The following is an 18,328-nucleotide window of genomic DNA, read 5'->3' as shown; positions in this document are numbered from 1 at the left end:
CTGCAACAATTCCCAAAATGAGGAGTCTAATAGTTTGAGGCGTTATATACTTAAGTCGAACCAAAAAGGATGGAAACGCATGTACATACCTTCACCATTTCAGATTGAAGACGAAGAAATTATTTTTGATGTGATGATAAAAAATAGCTTCGCTACTGTAATCTCGCAACATGCGGGGGCTCCGTTCGCAACGCATTTGCCGTTAATTTTAGATAAGGCTAACCGATGCTTATACGGTCATTTTGCTCGCCCAAACCCGCAGTGGAAGGACATTCAAAACCAAGAGGTGCTTGCGGTTTTTCAAGGGCCGCACTGTTATATTTCGCCTTCTTGGTATGAGAGCGAAATGGCAGTACCCACATGGAATTATGTAGCCGTTCACGTATATGGCAAGGTGGAGCTTATAGACGATGAACATGAACTGTTGGACGCCTTGCGCCAAATGGTATTGAAGTACGAAGCGCCAGACAGTCCTTATCAGCTTGATCAAGTAGATCCGGATTTTATAGCAGGCATGAGCAAAGGAATCCAAGGCTTTAAAATAAGCATAAATAAAGTAGAAGGCAAAGCAAAGCTGAGCCAGAATCATCGACCGGAGCGGCAGGCGCTTGTCATTCAGCGGCTGGAACAAAGCGAGAGGGAGAATGAGCAAAAAATAGCTTCGGCGATGAAACAAAACCTTTAAGGAGAAACGATATGATTAAAAATATATGGTCAGGCCGCAAAGTTAGGTTGCGTGCCATTGTCCCTGCCGATTGGGAATGGTTCCATCAAAACGATTATGACTCAGAATGTGCGAGAGCGAGCGATATGGTTCATTTTCCGAGGTCGGAGGACGGCACAAAAGCTTGGGCCGAGCATCAGGCAGCCAAAGCGCCGGATGGCGATAACGTGATGCTAGCAATTGAAACGCTTGAAGGGGAGCTGGTAGGCAGCATAAGCACACATAGCTGTGATCCGCGGTATGGCACGTTTAAGTACGGGACTGCGATTTTTAGAGAGCATTGGCGTAAAGGCTACGCTGCAGAAGCAATCATGATCCTGCTTAGGTATTATTTTGAGGAATTGCGTTATCAGAAGGTGACCGCGCATATTTATGCTTTTAACGAGGGCTCGATCGCACTTCATAAGCGCCTCGGTTTTCTTGAAGAAGGAAAGCTCAGAAATATGATATTTACGAATGGACGATACTTCGACGAATATATTTTTGGATTAACGAGTGGTGAGTATGGGGAGCTGAAGAGGCAAATGTTTTATCATCAAGAGACGCCTGCGCAGCCAAAGTAAGTCATGAGGAAGAGAGTAGTGTGAGCATGAGCAAAATTCACAAGCTTCACCTATTTCAAATAGCTTGGTACTGGATGAAATGCGTGTTGGTTCAATACAGATATAAAAAGAATCTGCGCGAAGCTTGTTAATTCTAAAAAAATAATAGAAGAACTAGTCTATGCGGGCGATAAAACGGATAATTTTCAAAATTATCAATTTCGATACTGAGGTGATTTCATGCAAAAAGAAGGGAGCGCCCGGAATCTGAGCAATCATTGCTGCAATATAACAATGACAGGCTTCCACGCAGCTCCTGTTTGACGGGCTATTGGGCTCGTCCTTCTTTGAGCATAGCAACTGATTTGTCTATTCGCCGCTTCCGGGTTTCTGCTGTTTTGGCATCCTCGATCGAGAGAACAATTCGCAGTTTGTTGCTGTAGGACAAACCTTCGAAAAATGGCTTGGCTTCTGCTTCATGTTCAAGCGCATCTAGGAAATCTGCCGGTACGGCAACCTCGCGGGGCTCGGTATCAAGCACAATCTCCACTTCCACTTCATCACCTGCCGCAACACCTGCTCCTTTGCGAATCTCCGCGCTGACAGGGATCATGAAATGTCCGCCCATCGATGCGACTGTGCTTCGGTAGGTGTAATCATTAATCGTTATTTGGACAGGCGGCTTCTTGCTCGTTCCGAGCGCCGTAACGATTTCTTCTGGGACTCGAATGCCGGTTGCAGACTTGCCGCTAAGCAGGATGACCGCTTGAAATTTCATAATAAAACCTCCTTTTTGATATGCTCATGAAACTTACATAAAGAATAAACAAAAAAGAAGAAGCTGTCCACGCGCTAACTTCTCTTACCGTTACCCTTTCATAGTATGTCCTTAGCCTGGCCGGACAATTTTCAGGACATTCACTCCTGTTTCTGCCCGGCTTTTTTGTTTCCGATTCTACACAGGCTAAAAAGTTCTTCCCCGCTTGTTAAATTATTCCGCGGTTTTCCTTTTCCGAACCTTCTATACTCATTATGAACGCGCTTACAATAAGTGCTGCTGCTAAGATAAGCACAGTATTTTTGTAAATAGCTGAAGGTGCGAGGAGGGTAGTCTCACGTTTTTTGCGCCAGAGTAATGAGGTGCGGCGGAGTAGGGAAGCGCGAAGGGGAAATGGATTTTTCAAGCATAATCCAACTGGGGGCATTGGCTATGAGAAAACGTAAATTTGCAATGGTAGCGTGTGTGCTTGTTTGCAGCTTGGCTTTGGCGGCTTGTGGAGTGAGCAATGGAGTTGTCAATGACGCTACGGGTACTGCTTCCGAAGCGAAAAACGCGCCGAGCGATAAGACAGAAGGGAACGTGGCCTCCTCCTCGGAAACCAGCGGACCAATCACGATTAATCAGGCTTTGGAGGATAAAGAAATTTTAAGCAAAGGACCGGACGGAGAGAATGCCGTTTCCGCGAAAATGCTTATATTGACTGAAGCAGAGCTGGCGCAAATTAAGGAAGGCCAATATACGGCAGCGATTTCGATGCATTATGCCGGCAACGATTGGTCTGCTGCACAGCTGCAGGGACTACGGAATACATTCGCCAGCATGAATATTAAGATCGTCGCGACAACCGATGCGAACTTCAAAGCGGAAACCCAAGTGGCTAACATCGAAACGATTCTTGCCAAAAAACCAAACATCCTAGTAAGTATTCCAGTAGATGCGGTCTCGACGGCGAGCGTGTTCAAAAAAGCAGCTGAGCAAGGTGTGAAGCTTGTTTTTATGGACAATAAAGCAAGCGGCCTGCAAGCCGGCAAAGATTATGTCAGCGTCGTCTCGGCGGACAACTATGGCAATGGGGTTGAAGCCGCCCATATTTTGGCGAAAGCCATCGGTGAGGAAGGCGAGATTGGCGTAATCTACCACGAGGCAGATTTTTTCGTCACGAAGCAAAGAACAGAGGCATTCGAGAAAACGATTCAAGAACAGTACCCGAACATCAATATCGTAGACCGCGGCGGCATTTCGGGTCCAAACGATGGTGAGAAGGTGGCAGCAGCCCTGCTGACGAAACATCCGAAGATGAAAGGTTTGTTTGTCGTATGGGATGTACCTGCAGAAGGCGCGCTTGCTGCTGCACGATCTGCCGGGCGAGAGGATTTGGCTATTTCAACGATAGATCTTGGAACAAACGTGGCACTGGATATTGCCAAGGGCGGCATGATCAAAGGGCTGGGCGCTCAGCTTCCATATGATCAAGGTGTTGCGGAAGCGATTCTTGCGGCTTATGCGTTGCTAGGAAAAGAAGCGCCGGCTTATGTTGCCGTGCCATCACTTCAGGTAAATAAGGATAACATTTTGGAATCCTGGAAAACGGTTTATCATGCGGATGCGCCTGCCTCGATTCAAAATATAGCGAAATAAGGTAGCCCTTTTTTATAACCAAGATTGAGTTGCAAATGATCTATAGATTGCACATGTAGAGGAGAGATTACGATGCGTACATTAAATATTGGGATGATTGGCGGAGGTTTTATGGGAAAGGCACACGCGCTTGCTTATGCAGGAATGCCGATGTTTTTTTGGCCTGCGCCCGCTATCCCATTCCGCAAGACGGTAGTCGATATCAATGATGATCTGGCAAAGGAAGCCGCTGCCCGTTACGGCTTCGAATCCTATTCTTCTGATTGGAGAAGGGTTATTGAAGATTCGAGCATCGATATCATCGATATCGTGACGCCTAATCATACGCATGCCGAAATCGCTATTGCCGCTGCCAAAGCAGGTAAGCATATCATCTCTGAGAAGCCGCTTGCCCGTACGACAGAAGAAGCAAAGCAGATGCTTGATGCGGTGAATGAGGCTGGCGTAAAACATATGGTGGCATTTAACTATCGCCGCACGCCTGCTGTAGCGCTGGCGAAGAAATATATTCTGGAGGGCGCAATTGGCAACATATTGAACTTCCGCGGCACCTATTTGCAGGATTGGTCGGCCGATCCAAACTCCCCCCTTTCATGGCGCTTTCGCAAGGACATAGCCGGTTCGGGTGCAATTGGCGATATTTGCACGCATGTGATCGATTTTGCCCGTTATTTGGTCGGAGAAATTACCGAAGTGATGGGGACGACGAACACATGGATTAAGGAGCGTCCAGTATCGACAGGCTCCATGGATAAGCTAGGTACAGTACGGTCATCGGGCGACGTACAAATGGCGGCAGTCGACGTAGACGATGAAGTAAGTACATTGCTTCGATTCGAAAATGGAGCCGTCGGAAGCATTGAAGCGACTCGCAACGCCTGGGGACGGAACAACTACTTAACCTTTGAAATTCACGGCGACAAAGGCTCCATTGCCTTTAATTACGAGCGCCGCGACGAGCTGCAGGTTTGCTTCGCAGATGATCCTGACGACAGACGAGGTTTTCGTACGATTTATACAGGGCCAGCCCATCCAACCGGTGCCGCATTATGGCCTATTCCGGCTCTTGGCATTGGTTACGGGGAGACAAAGATCATCGAAGCGCATGATTTTATATCCGCTATCGTGAACGATACGGACATCTCGCCGAGCTTCGAGGACGGGTATCGCATCCATGTGATATCCGATGCTATATTGGAATCCGCTATCACCGGCAGATGGGTAAGTACGTCCTCGCCGCAGCCGGCAGCGGTAATGGGAGCAACTGTTCAAGACGCATAAACAAACAAGAGGTAACCAAATTGGTTACCTCTTGTTGCACGATATGAATATCTTCGTTTGAATGGATAGGGAGCGGGCGCAGGTTTGGAATGTTTAAGCTGGGCCTCTATTCGGGTCTTTAAACGGAATACGGAACTTAAATGTGGTGCCGCTCTCTGGCGAACTCTCGACATGGAATTTAACCTGATCGCCATATACGAGAATGAATCTGCGGTACGTGTTAAAAATACCGGTATGCTTACGGAAGTATGCGTCTGTAGTCATTCCGTTTTCTTGAATGAGCTGCCGAAGCTTGCTCAGCACGTCCGCAGATATTCCGGTCCCTGTGTCGGAAATCTCAATCAACAAACCGTCAGCTTGGGCCACAACCTTGACGGTAAGCTGAAACTCATCCGTACTCATATTTGGACTCCAGCCGTATTTGATTGCATTTTCGATATAGGGCTGAATGCTGAGTTTCATGACTGGGAAGCCCAGCAGCTCGGGGGCGATCTCGAAACGAGCATGAACATCCTTGCCGTTGCGATAGTAATGAATGGTCAGGAAATTGCTAATGTACGCCATTTCCTCCTTCAGTGTCGCCCAGCCGTCATCGCTGCGAATCGTGTATCGCATCATGCGGGATACGGATTGCACCATTTCACCGACAGCCTCGCCATTGTTCCTGACTGCATAGGACTCGATCGTCTCCAGTGTATTGAATAAAAAATGCGGATTGATCTGAGCCTGCAGCTGTAGCAGCTCGCGTTCCTTTTCTTTCATGTTGGCTTGATACACTTCCCGTTCCATGAATTGAAGCTTATCGAGCATTTGGTTATAGCTGTGGATCAAAAAACCAATTTCATCGTAGTTGTGCTTCACGGCAACAGGGAGATAGACGCCGCGTCCTAAGCTTTGCATACCTTTTTTCAGCCTGTACAAGGGCCGAAGAATGCCGTTCATAACAGGAAAAGCGATGATCAAAGCGGTAACTAGGCTAAGGGCGGCGATCAGCAGTGTGAGCTGATACGTCTGCCTTACCCCTTTATTAATGCTGCTAAGCGGGGCAGTCCATAGAACCTTCCACTCACTGCCCGGCAGCTCGGCGTAGATCGCCTGATATTCATGTTTGCCGGAAGTGAACAGCAGCTGTTTACTCGACAAAGGGGCCTTGACTCTAGCCTTTCGAAAATCTTGCATCAGATCGGCGGCAACTGGCGATTCAGATACGGTTGTGCCATCCTGCTCGTGGTACAAAATGACTTGTCCTTGCTCATCCTTTTGATTGCTGCTGAGCATGCTCTTGATTTTCTCTTCATGGATTTCTATGATGAACAAGGCTTCTGTTTCGCCGGTGTCCGTATCAAGAATCGGTCTGATAAATGAAAATACTTTTGCTTTGCTATACAAAATATAAGGCAGTAGATGCGGTGCAGTAAGCACGGGCTTTTTGCTTGCGAATGCGGATTGATAGAGATGATCTGCCCCAAATGAGTAATCGGGATTCAACTGTTTCTGATACGAATCGAAATATACTTTTTGAGCGAGATCAATATATAACACGCCAAGCACCTCAGGATGGAACTGCATCGAGTTCCTAACCAGCGGCCTAAAATGCATGAGTTCATTTGCCTGCTCGTTTAATTGGTCGGCAGGTATATTGATAAAATGATGAAAGCTTGCGTTAATAAATAGGCTGTCGAAAGATTCATTCAAGTTTTGCAAATAATCGGATAGCTCCTTGGAGACGAACTCCACATACTGCGTTGAAATGGAAGCGGAATACTCGGTGCCGGAGCGAAACATAAAGTACTCGGAGCTATAACTGACCAAGGATATGGGGATAATCGAAATCAGAGCGAGCAGCACGAATAGCTTGTACTTTAAGGACAAGCGCTGTATGCTACGCTTCAAATAGGTAAGAAGAGTCAAACAAGAGTTCCCCCTTAATCGCTTCATCTCCTGGATATGCTTCACTTTAGGATTACATGAAGGAGCTGGATTTATTATGAAAATCTGTGTCGTCGACGATGAAAGTGAGGTGCGAGTCAGCATTATTCAAAAGCTGACAGCACTTTTTCCCCATGTGCAAGTGTTCAATACAGAGTTTGGATATGAAGCCTTGAAGCGAATTGAGCTGATTCAGCCGGATCTTGTATTTCTCGATATTCGGATGCCGGAGCTTGATGGGCTTCAGATTCTTCAACGCTTACATGAAAGGTACCCCGCCATTCATGTGGTCATTATATCAGGGTATGACGATTTTGAATATGCAAGGCGAGCTCTTACGCACGGTGCCACTGACTTCTTGCTTAAGCCTACGGATCGCGGGGAATTATCGGATATTGTCCTCAAAGTAAAAAGCATGATGGAGCAGCGATTTTTGAAAGAGCTCGACCAGCTTTTGAATATTGCGCCGATTTCGCATGTTTCCTTGGATAAGGTGAGAACCGCTAATGTTAGCCTATGGTTTGACGAGAGGGAATGGAAGCAGGTCGAGCTTTTAGACCCAGCCGCTCAAAAAAGCAGCAGTATTCCTCTTCACGATATCCTTCTTACCGTTTTACTGGATGTTGACCTTGAAGCGATCGTGTTCAGAGCGCCTGTGGAGCATACGGATCGAGGCTTTAGAGAGAAAAAAGACTTTTTGCCCGTGCTACATTCTCAAATACGGATGAAGAAGGAGCTTCTATTTTTTCAGAAAAATGATCCAGACCTCCCTGCGAGCCGTTCTGATCGGAAGGATCATGCCAAACAAGCTGTAAGGCACAGACAGGCGATCATTCATCTTGCGAGGACCGGCGAAGTTGGGGAACTGGAGGCTGCTATGGCTAAATGGTCCACATGCTTAAAGAAGATATCCTATGAAGATCTTCGTAAGGAGTGTGCCCATCTGATGGCCGTACTGGATGAAGGCCTTGGCAAGAGTGATCTTATTATGGTGGATGAAGACACTCTTTATTATTGGGACGAATGGGTCGGGCGGCATCATACTTGGAACGATTTGATAGGCCGGGTACATCACATGGTTCTTAACGGTGTTAAGGAGTTAAAAAACCTGGATCAACAAGAACGTGAGGCGCCGCAAGCAAACGGTTGGTTTAAGCAGGCATTGCAAGTCATAGCAAGCTCGAGCGACAAAAACTTGAGCCTGGAGGTCGTATCGGAAGCAGTTAATGTTCATCCCGTGACGCTGAGCCGCATGTTTAAGCAGCAAATGGGCATCACCTTTGTACGGTTTCTCACGCGCAGAAGAATGCAGCATGCCAGCGAGCTCTTGCTGAACACAAGCAAAAAAGGGAATGAAATTTCGGAGGATATCGGATATGCCGATTATGCCTATTTTAGAAGCTTGTTCAAGAAGGAATTTGGCTATTCACCATCGGAATTTAGGAAGAAAAATGGGATCATGACCGCTGCGGATGAGACCGAGTGAGGAGCCAATAAAGAGAGGAGTGTGGCGGGTGGCCAGATTACGGACTTATATGCTTATTGTATTCATACTCGCGATAGGGTGCACAGGATGTGCGGGAAAAAGCTTGAATCCTGGCACCGAGACGCCGAGCGAATCGGCTCATGCTTCTGCCACGACGTTGAAGGTGTTGTATGCAACAGTGGAAGCGGGCTCCGAAGCGGTCATTCATGCGGCGGAAAATTACGAGCAGCAGACGGGGATTCATGTCGAGGTCAGCACGTTTCCATATAACAGCTTGCAGGAAAAGGTATTTACAGAGCTGTCGCGAATGAGCAGCGAATATGATCTCATTGCCATCGATACGCCGTGGATGCCCAAAATCATTCAGCATTTGGAGCCGATGACAAGTTATATTCGAAAGGCGGAATCAACCACGGGTATGGATGATTTTATCGCAAAATTGTTTTTGGACACGTCTGTCTTTGATAAGGACACGCCTCAAAGAGCGCCGATTGCGCTGGATACGATCAATTTGGACCAAATAACGGCAGCGGGCTTCGATGTATGGAGCCTGCCGATCCAGTCGAATGTGCTTACGGTCAGCTACCGGAAGGATTTATTCCAGGATGAGGCTAATCGGGCTGCTTTTAAAAAAAGGTTTAAGCGAGAATTAGCTATTCCTAACACGCTGGAGGAATACGAGGATATTGCGAAGTTTTTTACGCGTGACATAAATGGCGACGGGACGATCGATATGTACGGTACGACATTGATGGCAGGTAAGCATGAATCCAATTTTGTCGATTACAAATCGTTTCTAAGTGATTTTGGAGGCAAGCTGTTCGATGAAAACCTCCATCCCGTGTTCAATTCCGAGAGTGGCGTGAAGGCGCTGGAGACTTATGGAGGTTGGATATTAAGGCGAAAAGTAACCTCACCTGATGTGCTCTCTTACACTTGGGATGAGGTCGAGATTGCTTTTGGCTTCGGACAAGCGGCTATGGGGATGAACGTCCATGACATGAAGCTTCATCCGAACGTAAAAGGCGGGCAGGTCGGTTATTTCATGCTGCCGGGCGTGAAGCAAGGCGATAAATTGGTGCGCGGTCCACATTTTGGCTCATGGGGTTTAGCGATTAACAAATATTCGGAGCAGAAGGAAGCCGCTTACGTTTTGGCTGATTATTTGACCAGTGCTGACGTTCAGCGCGATTACTTGCAGTTTCGGCAGCATGTGACCCGTAAATCGGCTTATGTTGCCGCTAAAAAGATGAATGACGAGTCGCTGCGCGAGTATTACGAAGTGCTTGGTCGTTCCTTGAGCATAGGCGTCGGAAGGCCGCGGATCAACAATTATGATCAGGTGTCGGAGGCTGTTCAAACGGCGGTGCAGCAGTATTTGACCGGGAAGAAGGACGCGAGGACCGCACTGGACGAAGCAGCTTCTAAGGTGGATCGATTGATGAAAGAAAGCGGCTATTAATGCTTGAAAATGAGTGTCATATAGGTGATTCGGAGGCTGTGCGATTTGTGATCGCATGGCCTCTTATTATGTTTGAAGATGTAAAGCCCACTAAAAAATTCCCCCCTGCAGGTTAAATTCATCGTCTACTTCGGCAAACCCGTTCGCTCTATACTCAAATTAATCGATTGTTCGGCTACTTTGAATAAATCGATCTACAACATATATAAAGTGAGGGGTATCACAATATGAAGAGAAGTTTAGTAGCATCACTCGCTGTACTGCTTGTCTGCGGAATGACAATCGCCGGCTGCGGTAGCGCCGCGCATAACAAGTCGGAGCCGCCAAAAGAGCATGAAGGCTATACGGCTTCCGGCCCGTTGACGATTAATCCCAACATTCCAGATTTACCGGTTCAGGACATTGGCCCAAATGGCGAGAAAGCAGTATCGGCGAAGAGCCTGCAGCTATCTGAAGACGAGCTTCAGAAGATTAAAGACGGTAAATTCAAAGCTGCAATCGTTATGCATTATTCCGGTACCGATTATATGACTGCTGCTGTAGGTGCAATGGAAAATACGTTCAAGAAAATGGGTATTGAAGTTGTTGCGGTAACAGATGCGCAGTTCAAAGCGGAGAAGCAAGTAAACGATATTGAGACTGTTTTGGCAAAAAAGCCCGACATTATGATTTCTGTACCGGTTGATGCTGTATCCACAGCGAGCGCATACAAGAAGGCGGTCAATCAAGGCGTGAAGCTGGTATTTATGGATGGAGCAGCTTCAGGACTTATTCCCGGCAAAGATTATATCAGTATCGTATCAGGCGACAACTACGGCAACGGTGCGCTTGCCGCAGATATTATGGCGGAGAAGCTTGGCGGAAAAGGCAAGGTCGGAATCGTGTTTCATGACGTTAACTTTTTCGTGACGAAGAACCGCTCCGATGCTTTTGAAGCCCGCATGAAAGAAAAGTATCCCGATATTGAGATTGTCGCTCAGGGAGGAATTACAGATCCTAACAAAGGTGAAGAGGTCGCATCGGCGATGCTCACGAGAAACCCGGATATAAATGGGATATTCGCTCCATGGGATGTTCCGGCAGAAGGTGTTATGGCTGCTGCAAGAACGGCAGGGAGGAACGATCTAGTTGTGACTACAGTCGATCTTGGCACTAACGTTGCGATATCTATCGCTTCTGACGGCATCGTTCGTGGTCTTGGCGCCCAGCTGCCATATGACCAAGGCGTAGCACAAGCCATTTTGTCTGGTTATGCACTGCTTGGCAAGGAAGCGCCAGCATATGTCGCATCGCCAGCTATTAAGGTTACCAAAGAAAATGTACTGGAAAACTGGAAGCTCATCTATGGCGCAGACGCACCGGCAAGTGTACAGGATGCAATGAAGAAATAAACATCCCCATTTATGGAGGCTGCTCATGGGCAGCCTCCAACTAAAGAAGGTGAATGCAGTGGATCAACCTATTCTCGAAATGAAAAATATCTCTAAGGGATTTAATGGCATTACGGTTCTGGATGATGTCAGCTTCTCGGTGAGACAAGGCGAGGTTCATGCCCTAATGGGCGGTAATGGAGCCGGCAAGTCGACGCTTATGAAGATTCTCACCGGCGTCTATACGGCTGACAAAGGCGACATTTTAATCGAAGGAAAGCCGATTAGTATTAAAAGCTACGAAGATGCAAGAGCGAATAAAATTTCGATGATCTTTCAAGAGTTTAGCTTAATCCCAACATTAACCGTTGCCCAAAACATTTATCTAACCCGAGAATCCAAAACCTCTTTGGGGCTGCTCGATGACAAAGACAATGCGCTCAAGACTGAAAAGCTGCTCAAAGAACTAGGTGTTGATATAAAGCCTTCCGATATCGTGCAGGAGCTTGGGGTCGGCTATTGGCAGATGACCGAAATCGCAAAAGCCTTATCGCAGGAAGCGAAGGTTCTGATCATGGATGAACCGACCTCGTCGCTAACGAAGACGGAGACGGAAATATTGTTCTCGTTCATTAATCAGCTTAAGGCGAAAGGTTACGCGATCATTTATATTTCACACCGCATGGATGAGATTTTTCAAATCTGCGACCGCATTACCATCTTGCGGGACGGCCGCAAAATTACAACCGAGGTCATCAAGGAAACGACACTCGATTCTGTTATTCAGCATATTGTTGGGGCAGAGCTCAATAAGGCGTTCGAATGGGTCGAGAGCAAATACAGAACAGATGGGCCTCCCGCTTTTGAGATTCGGAACGTCACAGCCGGAACGAAGGTCGACAACGTCAGCCTTCAAATTCAGCCCGGTGAAATTATCGGTCTAGCTGGTCTTATGGGAAGCGGACGAACGGAACTTCTGCGTACGATTTTTGGTATTGATCCGATGGATAGCGGCGAGGTTTACGTGAAAGGGAAGAAGCAGAAAATTCGAAGCGCACGGCAAGCGATCGATGCTGGCATTGCTTTAATTCCGGAAGACCGCCGGATGCAGGGGCTTATTTTGCAGCACAGCATTCGGGATAATATGATCCTTACTATCCTCTCCAAGGTGAAAAAAGGACTGTTGGTCGACAACAAGAAAACCAATGAGATGAGCGAGCGACTCGTAAAAAGGCTAAACATCAAGACCGACAATATCTACAAGCAAAGCGGCTTGCTGTCAGGCGGCAATCAGCAGAAGATCGTACTCGCGAAATGGCTCGCAACCGAACCGGATGTTCTGCTGCTGGACGAACCGACTATCGGCGTCGATATCGGCGCCAAAACCGAAATTATTGATATCGTGCGTGAAATAGCCGCAAACGGCAAGGCGATACTCGTTGTTTCTTCAGAGCTCCCGGAGCTGCTTGCACTCAGCGATCGCGTGTTAGTTATGCATGAAGGCAAGATCAAACGGGAGATGAAACGCAGGGAGATTCAATCAGAGGAGGAGCTGCAATATGCAATCCAGGGATATTAGTGTAAACAAGCCTGTCACCAAGCCGAGCCTGACCGGATCTGTAAAAAGCTTTCAATGGCGGAACTACATCGTTTATTTGGCCTTTATCGGCGTATTTATTTATTTCTCGGCGACTTTGTTCGACGATGGTTTTCTGACTTCGGGCAACTTGCTTAACATCGTGCGGCAGACGGCTACCATCTCGTTAATGGGACTTGCGATGACATTTGTCATTAGCACGGGTGAAATTGATCTGTCCGTGGGCTCCATCGCGGCGTTATCTTCGCTTACGGGTGCGCTGGCGCTGCAATCCGGCCTCGGAATTGTTGGCGCATTAATCGCTGGTGTCGGCACGGGGCTTGCGATTGGTTTAGTTAACGGCTTGCTTGTAACAAAAGCCGCTATTCCTTCCTTCCTCGTTACGCTAGGCTCGATGGGAGCTGTTAAAGGGATGGCGATGTGGATCACCGATACGGCACCGATTCCTATCATTAACGACACTTTTAATTTCATCTTCGGCTCAGGCGATATCGGACCGGTACCTGTATTGCTGCTATGGGTTGTTGTATTTACGATCATCGCGCATGTGCTCCTGCGTAAAACCTCGTTTGGCCGGCAGACCCTTGCTACAGGCGGCAATGAGAACGCAGCTAAATTTTCTGGCGTGAAGACTGCGCGCATTAAGCTTCTCGTGTTCCTTGGCACCGGAGCCATGGCTGGTCTAGCAGGTCTTTTGTATGCTGGGCGGATGAATGCGGGACGATTCTCCTTTGGCGAAGGAGATGAGCTTTCGGTCATTGCGGCTGTCATTCTTGGCGGTACCAGCTTATTCGGGGGAGTTGGCACGATAGTCGGCACCGTAGTAGGCGCACTTATGATCGGAACCATCAACAACGGACTTATTATCATGGGACTTGATGTCAGCCAACAAATGATGATCAAAGGCTTAATTATTATTTTGGCTGTCGTATTCGGCAAGAAAGCGGTAAAAAAATGATAAATAAAATCAAAGCAGGTATTATCGGTACGGGTTTTATCGGACCGGCGCATATTGAGGCCATACGCAGGCTGGAATTCGTTGAAGTGATCGCCTTGGCTCAAAATGGCGAGGAGAGCGCCCGAAGCAAGGCGGAGCAGCTTGGCGTGCCGCTTGCCTACGGCGATTACAAGGATATGCTTCGCAATCCGGATATTGACGTTGTTCATAATTGTACGCCAAACCATCTGCATCATCAGATCAACCTTGAGATCATCGCAGCCGGTAAGCATGTCCTGTCCGAGAAGCCACTTGCTATGTCGAGCTCCGAATCTGCTGAGTTGCTGGCCCTGGCAAGGAAGCACGGCATTGTGCACGGCGTTAATTTTAACTACCGTCAATATCCGATGATGAAGCAGCTCTCCGAGATGGTCAAGCAAGGTGAATTCGGCAAAATAAATGTGGTGCACGGCAGCTATTTGCAGGACTGGTTGCTGTATGAAACGGATTATAATTGGCGATTGGAAGATAAGACAGGCGGTAGGTCGAGGGCGGTCGCGGATATCGGCTCGCACTGGTGCGACACAGTCCAATACGTGACAGGTAAAAAAATAAAACAAGTATTCGCTGATTTATGGACGGTGCATCCAACTAGGAAAAAAACCGTATCCCATGCCAATACGTTTGGTGCAAGCAAGGACGAGCTGACACCAGAATACAAAGACATACCTATCCATACTGAGGATTACGCTTCGGTTCTCGTTCGCTTTGATGACGGCAGCAAGGGTGCCTTTACCGTATCTCAGGTTAGCGCCGGCCGGAAAAACGCCCTCAGCTTTGAATTAAACGGCAGCCGAAAGTCTGCCTATTGGAAGCAAGAAGAACCGGCAAGTTTATGGATTGGCCACCGTGATCGTTCGAATGAGGTGCTGATGGCAGATCCCGCTTTGTTCCTTGAAGAGGCGAGACCCTCCATTCACCACCCGGGCGGTCATACGGAAGGATGGCCGGATTCAGTGAAAAATATGATGCTGCAATATTATACGTTCATTCGAGAAGGAAAGGACTTGCTGAAGGATCATGCGAATTTCGCCACCTTCGAGGATGGACATCTATCCATGTGTATTATGGAAGCCATTCTTAAGAGCCATAAAGAAGAGCGCTGGGTTCAAGTCGAGTCATGATGGAGGAATAGAGATGACAATGAAAGCAGTAGTATTTCCAGGCGACAAGCAAGTAGAAGTGAAAGAAGTGCCGATTCCGGTTCCGGGCAGTGGCGAGGTTCTTATTAAAATGAAGGCGTCGGCGATTTGCCGCAGCGACATGAGTCTTTACTATGGCAGTGATCCGGTTGTTGGCGGAGAGTCGACTAAATCCGGCTGCATCCATCCAGGACATGAGCCGGCAGGCGAAATTACGCTGGTTGGGGAAGGGGTTGCTCGCTTCAAGGCTGGCGATCGCGTTGCGGTTTACCTCGCGATTGGCTGCGGGGAATGCGAGCACTGCAAGAGCGGCTATAAGATGTTCTGTCCGGAATGGAAATGTATCGGCTTCGATACGCATGGCGGCGATGCGGACTACGTTGTTGTTCCGGAAGAGAACTGCATGCGCATTCCTGATGAGATGAGTTTTCTCGTCGCAGCGGTTTCCACCGATGCGGTCGGCACGCTGTACCATGCTCAGAAGCGCATGAGCATCAATGGCAGAGATACGCTCGTTATTTTTGGCATGGGGCCAATGGGCGGGGCGGGTGTAATGGTAGCCAAAGGTTTAGGAGCAACCGTCATTGCAGTAGATATGCTCGACGAGCGTCTTGAAGTAGCCAAAGATCTGGGCGCAGATCATATTATTAACGGAAAAGAAAATGTGTTGGAACGCATTATGGAAATCACAAACGGCCGCGGCGCGGATGCGGCGATCGATTGCTCAGGTAGTCCGCATGCTCAGAACACGGCACTGAATAGTTTACGGGCACATGGCCGTGCAGCCTTTATCGGTGAAGGCAAAGAGCTGACGATCAATCCGAGCATTCAGCTTATCCGCAAGCAAATCACGGTGATGGGCTCATGGTATTTTCCAATTTTTGAATACGATGAAATTACGCGCTTTATTATTGAACGTAAGCTGCCTGTCGAGAAGTTGGTCTCGCATACGTTCAGGCTGGATGAAGCTGCCACGGCATTTCGGATGTTTGATGAACGTTTAACGGAGAAGGCTGTATTTATTTGGGATTAATTATTCCTGTTATCAATAAATGCGAGAGGTTGTGTTCAAGGTGAAAGGGATATCGTTTAATACATGGGTGTACAGCAGCTTTCCGGTGTGGGTGCCTTCCTATCCATTAGAAGAAGTCATTCATCGCCTTGCTTCGTTTGGTTATGACGGAATTGAAATTGGGTGCGCAAGTCCGCATGCTTGGCCGGATCATGTATCCGCGCAGCGCCGCAAAGATATTTTCCAACTGCTAAAGAAGGAGAACTTACAGGTATCATCCATGCTGCCGGCGCCGGGTGGCGGCCCGGGCCACAATCCAAGCTCGCCGATAGCCGAGGAAAGAGCGTATACTATCAACCATTATAAAGAAGTGCTGCGCCTAGCACATGATTGGGAATGTCCTACGGTCATTTACTTGGCGGGTTGGGCTGTATTTGGTACCTCGAAGAAGCAAGCATGGGATTATAGCCTAGAAGCTCTTGCTGAAGTAGCGCAATACGCGAAGGAGCTTGGCATTACCGTGGTTGTCGAACCAACGCCGGCAGACAGCAATCTCATTGAATCCGCAGACGATGCACTTCTTTTTAGCGAGCAATCCGGCCAAGATAATGTAAAGCTGATGTTTGATACATTTCACGCCTTGTACCGCAACGAAGTGGCAAGCGATTATGTGTATCGCATGGCTGGCAAGCTGCATCACATTCATCTTTCTGACAACGAACGACTTCCGCCAGGTCACGGGCGCTGTGATTTTGATGGTGTGCTGCGCGCTTTGAAGGAAGTTGGCTACAAAGGCTACTTGACGTCGGAAATTGGCTTTCACTCGCGTCAATCCGATCCGGACTGGTACGCGAAGCAAAACATTTCTCACTTGCAATCGAAGCTGATCGAGCTGGATTGGAAAAAAGAGAAATAAGAGCGAACGAGAAAGGAGCCTACCAAGCGCAGGCTCCTTTCTCGTTCCATTCTCCGCAGTAATGTCTTCCGAGCGGTTGCTTACTGCTACGTCGTGCCTGTAGATTCAGCCAACGTTTATCAGAATAGTCGACCCTCGTGGCGCAATAATATTAATCCCGTTAATCGTGTCGAGGCGCAGGCTGCCATCAATATTACAAGCAGCATGGGATTCTCCTTCATAAGTTTCAAGATGGCGGCTGCATGCTCGAGCAATTAAGCTTCCTCGGAGAGGTGATCGCTCTCTGACTAGGCCGAGGTAAAGCATTCGGTGGAAAAAGGAAATTTTCTTGCTGATAATTCCATTTTCTGTGTTTATTTTCGCTCATTCACGTCTCGGAAAAATAATTCCGATAAAAAAGATAGGAAATTATGCTTTTAGTTATTGACAGGGTAATTTTGGGAGCATAATATAGAACCTACGTACAAAATGAATTGGAAAATCATTTTGATGGATAACGGAGAATGATAAATCGACTGGTCCACCAGAGATTCAGCAAGGAGCGTATATTTACGCCCTAGTTGGGTCTTCTTTTTTTATCCGGGCACTAAAAATCAAAGGAGGAAGGGTCAAAGGCGGGCGAGAGTATCTTTAAGTCGAACGATTAAAAGCATTGCAAACGAGATTTCATACCAAAACCAGAACGTACCGAAAGGATGACCATTACTATGAAAAAGCTTACTTTGTCACTCAGCATTGCAGCCGCAGTTATATTAATTTCCACTTATGCAGCCTTATCTGCCACTAAACAGGACCATGAGGTTTCGGCAGCCAATGGAAACGCTGCTGTAACAGAAAATAAGCAATCGAACACGGCTGCAACGGTGAACGCAGACGAAAAATCGCCTGAAGTTGTCACAACAGCAGTAGAAGAAAAGGAAAATCAGCCTGCTGTCAAAACGGCCGCAGCACCGGCAGAAAACGAGCCGGCAGCAGAAGCAGCAGTAGAAAAAAATGCAGCTAATGAGAATGAGCCAAAAGCACAAGCCGCATCGGTGAAAGAAGAAGCCAGCTCCAAAACGGCAGCTGCTGGCACCAAAGAAGACAGCAAGCCAAAAGCAAGCGAATCTGCCGCCAAAGTAGAGAGCGAGCCTAAAGCACAATTAGCTACAAAGGCGCCAAGCGAGCCTAAAGCTCCGGCAGCTACCGTCAAGGAAGAAGCAAAAGCAACGGTATCCGCGGCGAAAACAGAAGAGAAAAAGAGCGAACCGGCTCCAGCTCCAAAAGAAGAGAAAAAATCAATCACTTTCGTGAAAAAAGAAGCGGTTCAGCCTAAAGCGCCAACTTCTTCATCGTCTTCATCGTCATCGTCGTCTTCATCATCATCATCGGAGTCTCAGCCTTCAGCTCCGTCATCCAGTGAAGAAGATTGCCCTGTCGTAGAAGAAGCGTGCTAGTCCGTTTTTAAGAGC

Annotated in this window: 15 protein-coding genes; 13 read left to right on the top strand and 2 right to left on the bottom strand. The window is 47.7% G+C overall.

Annotation, left to right across the window (positions count from 1 at the left end; translation table 11 throughout):
- Window positions 1-79 precede the first annotated feature (79 nt).
- Both A7975_RS32370 and A7975_RS32365 read left to right on the top strand, forming a co-directional pair.
- Complete coding sequence (locus tag A7975_RS32370) at window positions 80-685, top strand: FMN-binding negative transcriptional regulator (RefSeq protein WP_065387883.1); 606 nt, start codon at window positions 80-82, stop codon at window positions 683-685.
- Window positions 686-696: 11 nt separating this feature from the next.
- Entirely contained in the window at window positions 697-1,287 is a 591-nt protein-coding gene (locus A7975_RS32365) for a GNAT family N-acetyltransferase (protein WP_053373983.1), read from the top strand.
- A 307-nt stretch (window positions 1,288-1,594) separates the two neighbouring features.
- Here the strand turns inward: A7975_RS32365 and A7975_RS32360 are convergent, their stop codons facing one another.
- A complete protein-coding gene (locus tag A7975_RS32360) occupies window positions 1,595-2,044 on the bottom strand; it encodes a YdeI/OmpD-associated family protein (protein WP_065387882.1) in 450 nt (149 codons plus the stop codon).
- A 432-nt stretch (window positions 2,045-2,476) separates the two neighbouring features.
- Here A7975_RS32360 and A7975_RS32355 point away from each other — a divergent pair, with 432 nt between their 5' ends.
- A complete protein-coding gene (locus tag A7975_RS32355) occupies window positions 2,477-3,685 on the top strand; it encodes a substrate-binding domain-containing protein (protein ID WP_065387915.1) in 1,209 nt (402 codons plus the stop codon).
- A gap of 72 nt (window positions 3,686-3,757) precedes the next feature.
- Window positions 3,758-4,966 (top strand): levoglucosan dehydrogenase, encoded by a 1,209-nt coding sequence (locus A7975_RS32350; RefSeq protein WP_065387881.1) that lies wholly within the window; start codon window positions 3,758-3,760, stop codon window positions 4,964-4,966.
- Window positions 4,967-5,059: 93 nt separating this feature from the next.
- Here the strand turns inward: A7975_RS32350 and A7975_RS32345 are convergent, their stop codons facing one another.
- Window positions 5,060-6,877, bottom strand: coding sequence for a cache domain-containing sensor histidine kinase (locus tag A7975_RS32345; protein ID WP_255314638.1), 1,818 nt, complete (start codon window positions 6,875-6,877; stop codon window positions 5,060-5,062).
- 76 nt (window positions 6,878-6,953) lie between these two features.
- Here A7975_RS32345 and A7975_RS35305 point away from each other — a divergent pair, with 76 nt between their 5' ends.
- From A7975_RS35305 to A7975_RS32300, 9 genes are all read left to right on the top strand, one after another.
- The gene (locus tag A7975_RS35305; RefSeq protein WP_065387879.1) at window positions 6,954-8,381 is read left to right on the top strand and encodes a response regulator transcription factor; all 1,428 of its coding nucleotides are present in this window, start codon (window positions 6,954-6,956) and stop codon (window positions 8,379-8,381) included.
- A gap of 28 nt (window positions 8,382-8,409) precedes the next feature.
- The gene (locus A7975_RS32335) at window positions 8,410-9,843 is read left to right on the top strand and encodes an ABC transporter substrate-binding protein (protein ID WP_231637362.1); all 1,434 of its coding nucleotides are present in this window, start codon (window positions 8,410-8,412) and stop codon (window positions 9,841-9,843) included.
- 227 nt (window positions 9,844-10,070) lie between these two features.
- Window positions 10,071-11,234: a substrate-binding domain-containing protein gene (locus A7975_RS32330; RefSeq protein WP_053373989.1), complete on the top strand. Its 1,164-nt coding sequence runs from the start codon at window positions 10,071-10,073 to the stop codon at window positions 11,232-11,234.
- A 25-nt stretch (window positions 11,235-11,259) separates the two neighbouring features.
- Window positions 11,260-12,792 carry a sugar ABC transporter ATP-binding protein gene (locus A7975_RS32325; RefSeq protein WP_141680475.1) on the top strand — a complete coding sequence of 511 codons (1,533 nt, stop codon included), beginning with the start codon at window positions 11,260-11,262 and terminating at the stop codon, window positions 12,790-12,792.
- Window positions 12,773-13,768: an ABC transporter permease gene (locus A7975_RS32320; protein ID WP_053373990.1), complete on the top strand. Its 996-nt coding sequence runs from the start codon at window positions 12,773-12,775 to the stop codon at window positions 13,766-13,768. Before A7975_RS32325 ends, A7975_RS32320 begins: the two co-directional genes overlap by 20 nt.
- Window positions 13,768-14,931 carry a Gfo/Idh/MocA family protein gene (locus A7975_RS32315; RefSeq protein WP_082198605.1) on the top strand — a complete coding sequence of 388 codons (1,164 nt, stop codon included), beginning with the start codon at window positions 13,768-13,770 and terminating at the stop codon, window positions 14,929-14,931. Before A7975_RS32320 ends, A7975_RS32315 begins: the two co-directional genes overlap by 1 nt.
- 13 nt (window positions 14,932-14,944) lie before the next feature.
- Complete coding sequence (locus A7975_RS32310) at window positions 14,945-15,982, top strand: zinc-dependent alcohol dehydrogenase family protein (protein WP_053373992.1); 1,038 nt, start codon at window positions 14,945-14,947, stop codon at window positions 15,980-15,982.
- Window positions 15,983-16,022: 40 nt separating this feature from the next.
- Entirely contained in the window at window positions 16,023-16,877 is an 855-nt protein-coding gene (locus tag A7975_RS32305; protein WP_065387877.1) for a sugar phosphate isomerase/epimerase family protein, read from the top strand.
- A 707-nt stretch (window positions 16,878-17,584) separates the two neighbouring features.
- Window positions 17,585-18,313 carry a hypothetical protein gene (locus tag A7975_RS32300; RefSeq protein WP_065387876.1) on the top strand — a complete coding sequence of 243 codons (729 nt, stop codon included), beginning with the start codon at window positions 17,585-17,587 and terminating at the stop codon, window positions 18,311-18,313.
- Window positions 18,314-18,328: the final 15 nt, after the last annotated feature.

Source organism: Bacillus sp. FJAT-26390 (assembly GCF_001682865.1).
In the GTDB taxonomy this organism is placed as follows: Bacteria; Bacillota; Bacilli; order Paenibacillales; family Paenibacillaceae; genus Pristimantibacillus.
The sequence above is the reverse complement of the archived record's forward strand: the minus strand, read 5'-3'. Positions and strand labels throughout refer to the sequence as shown.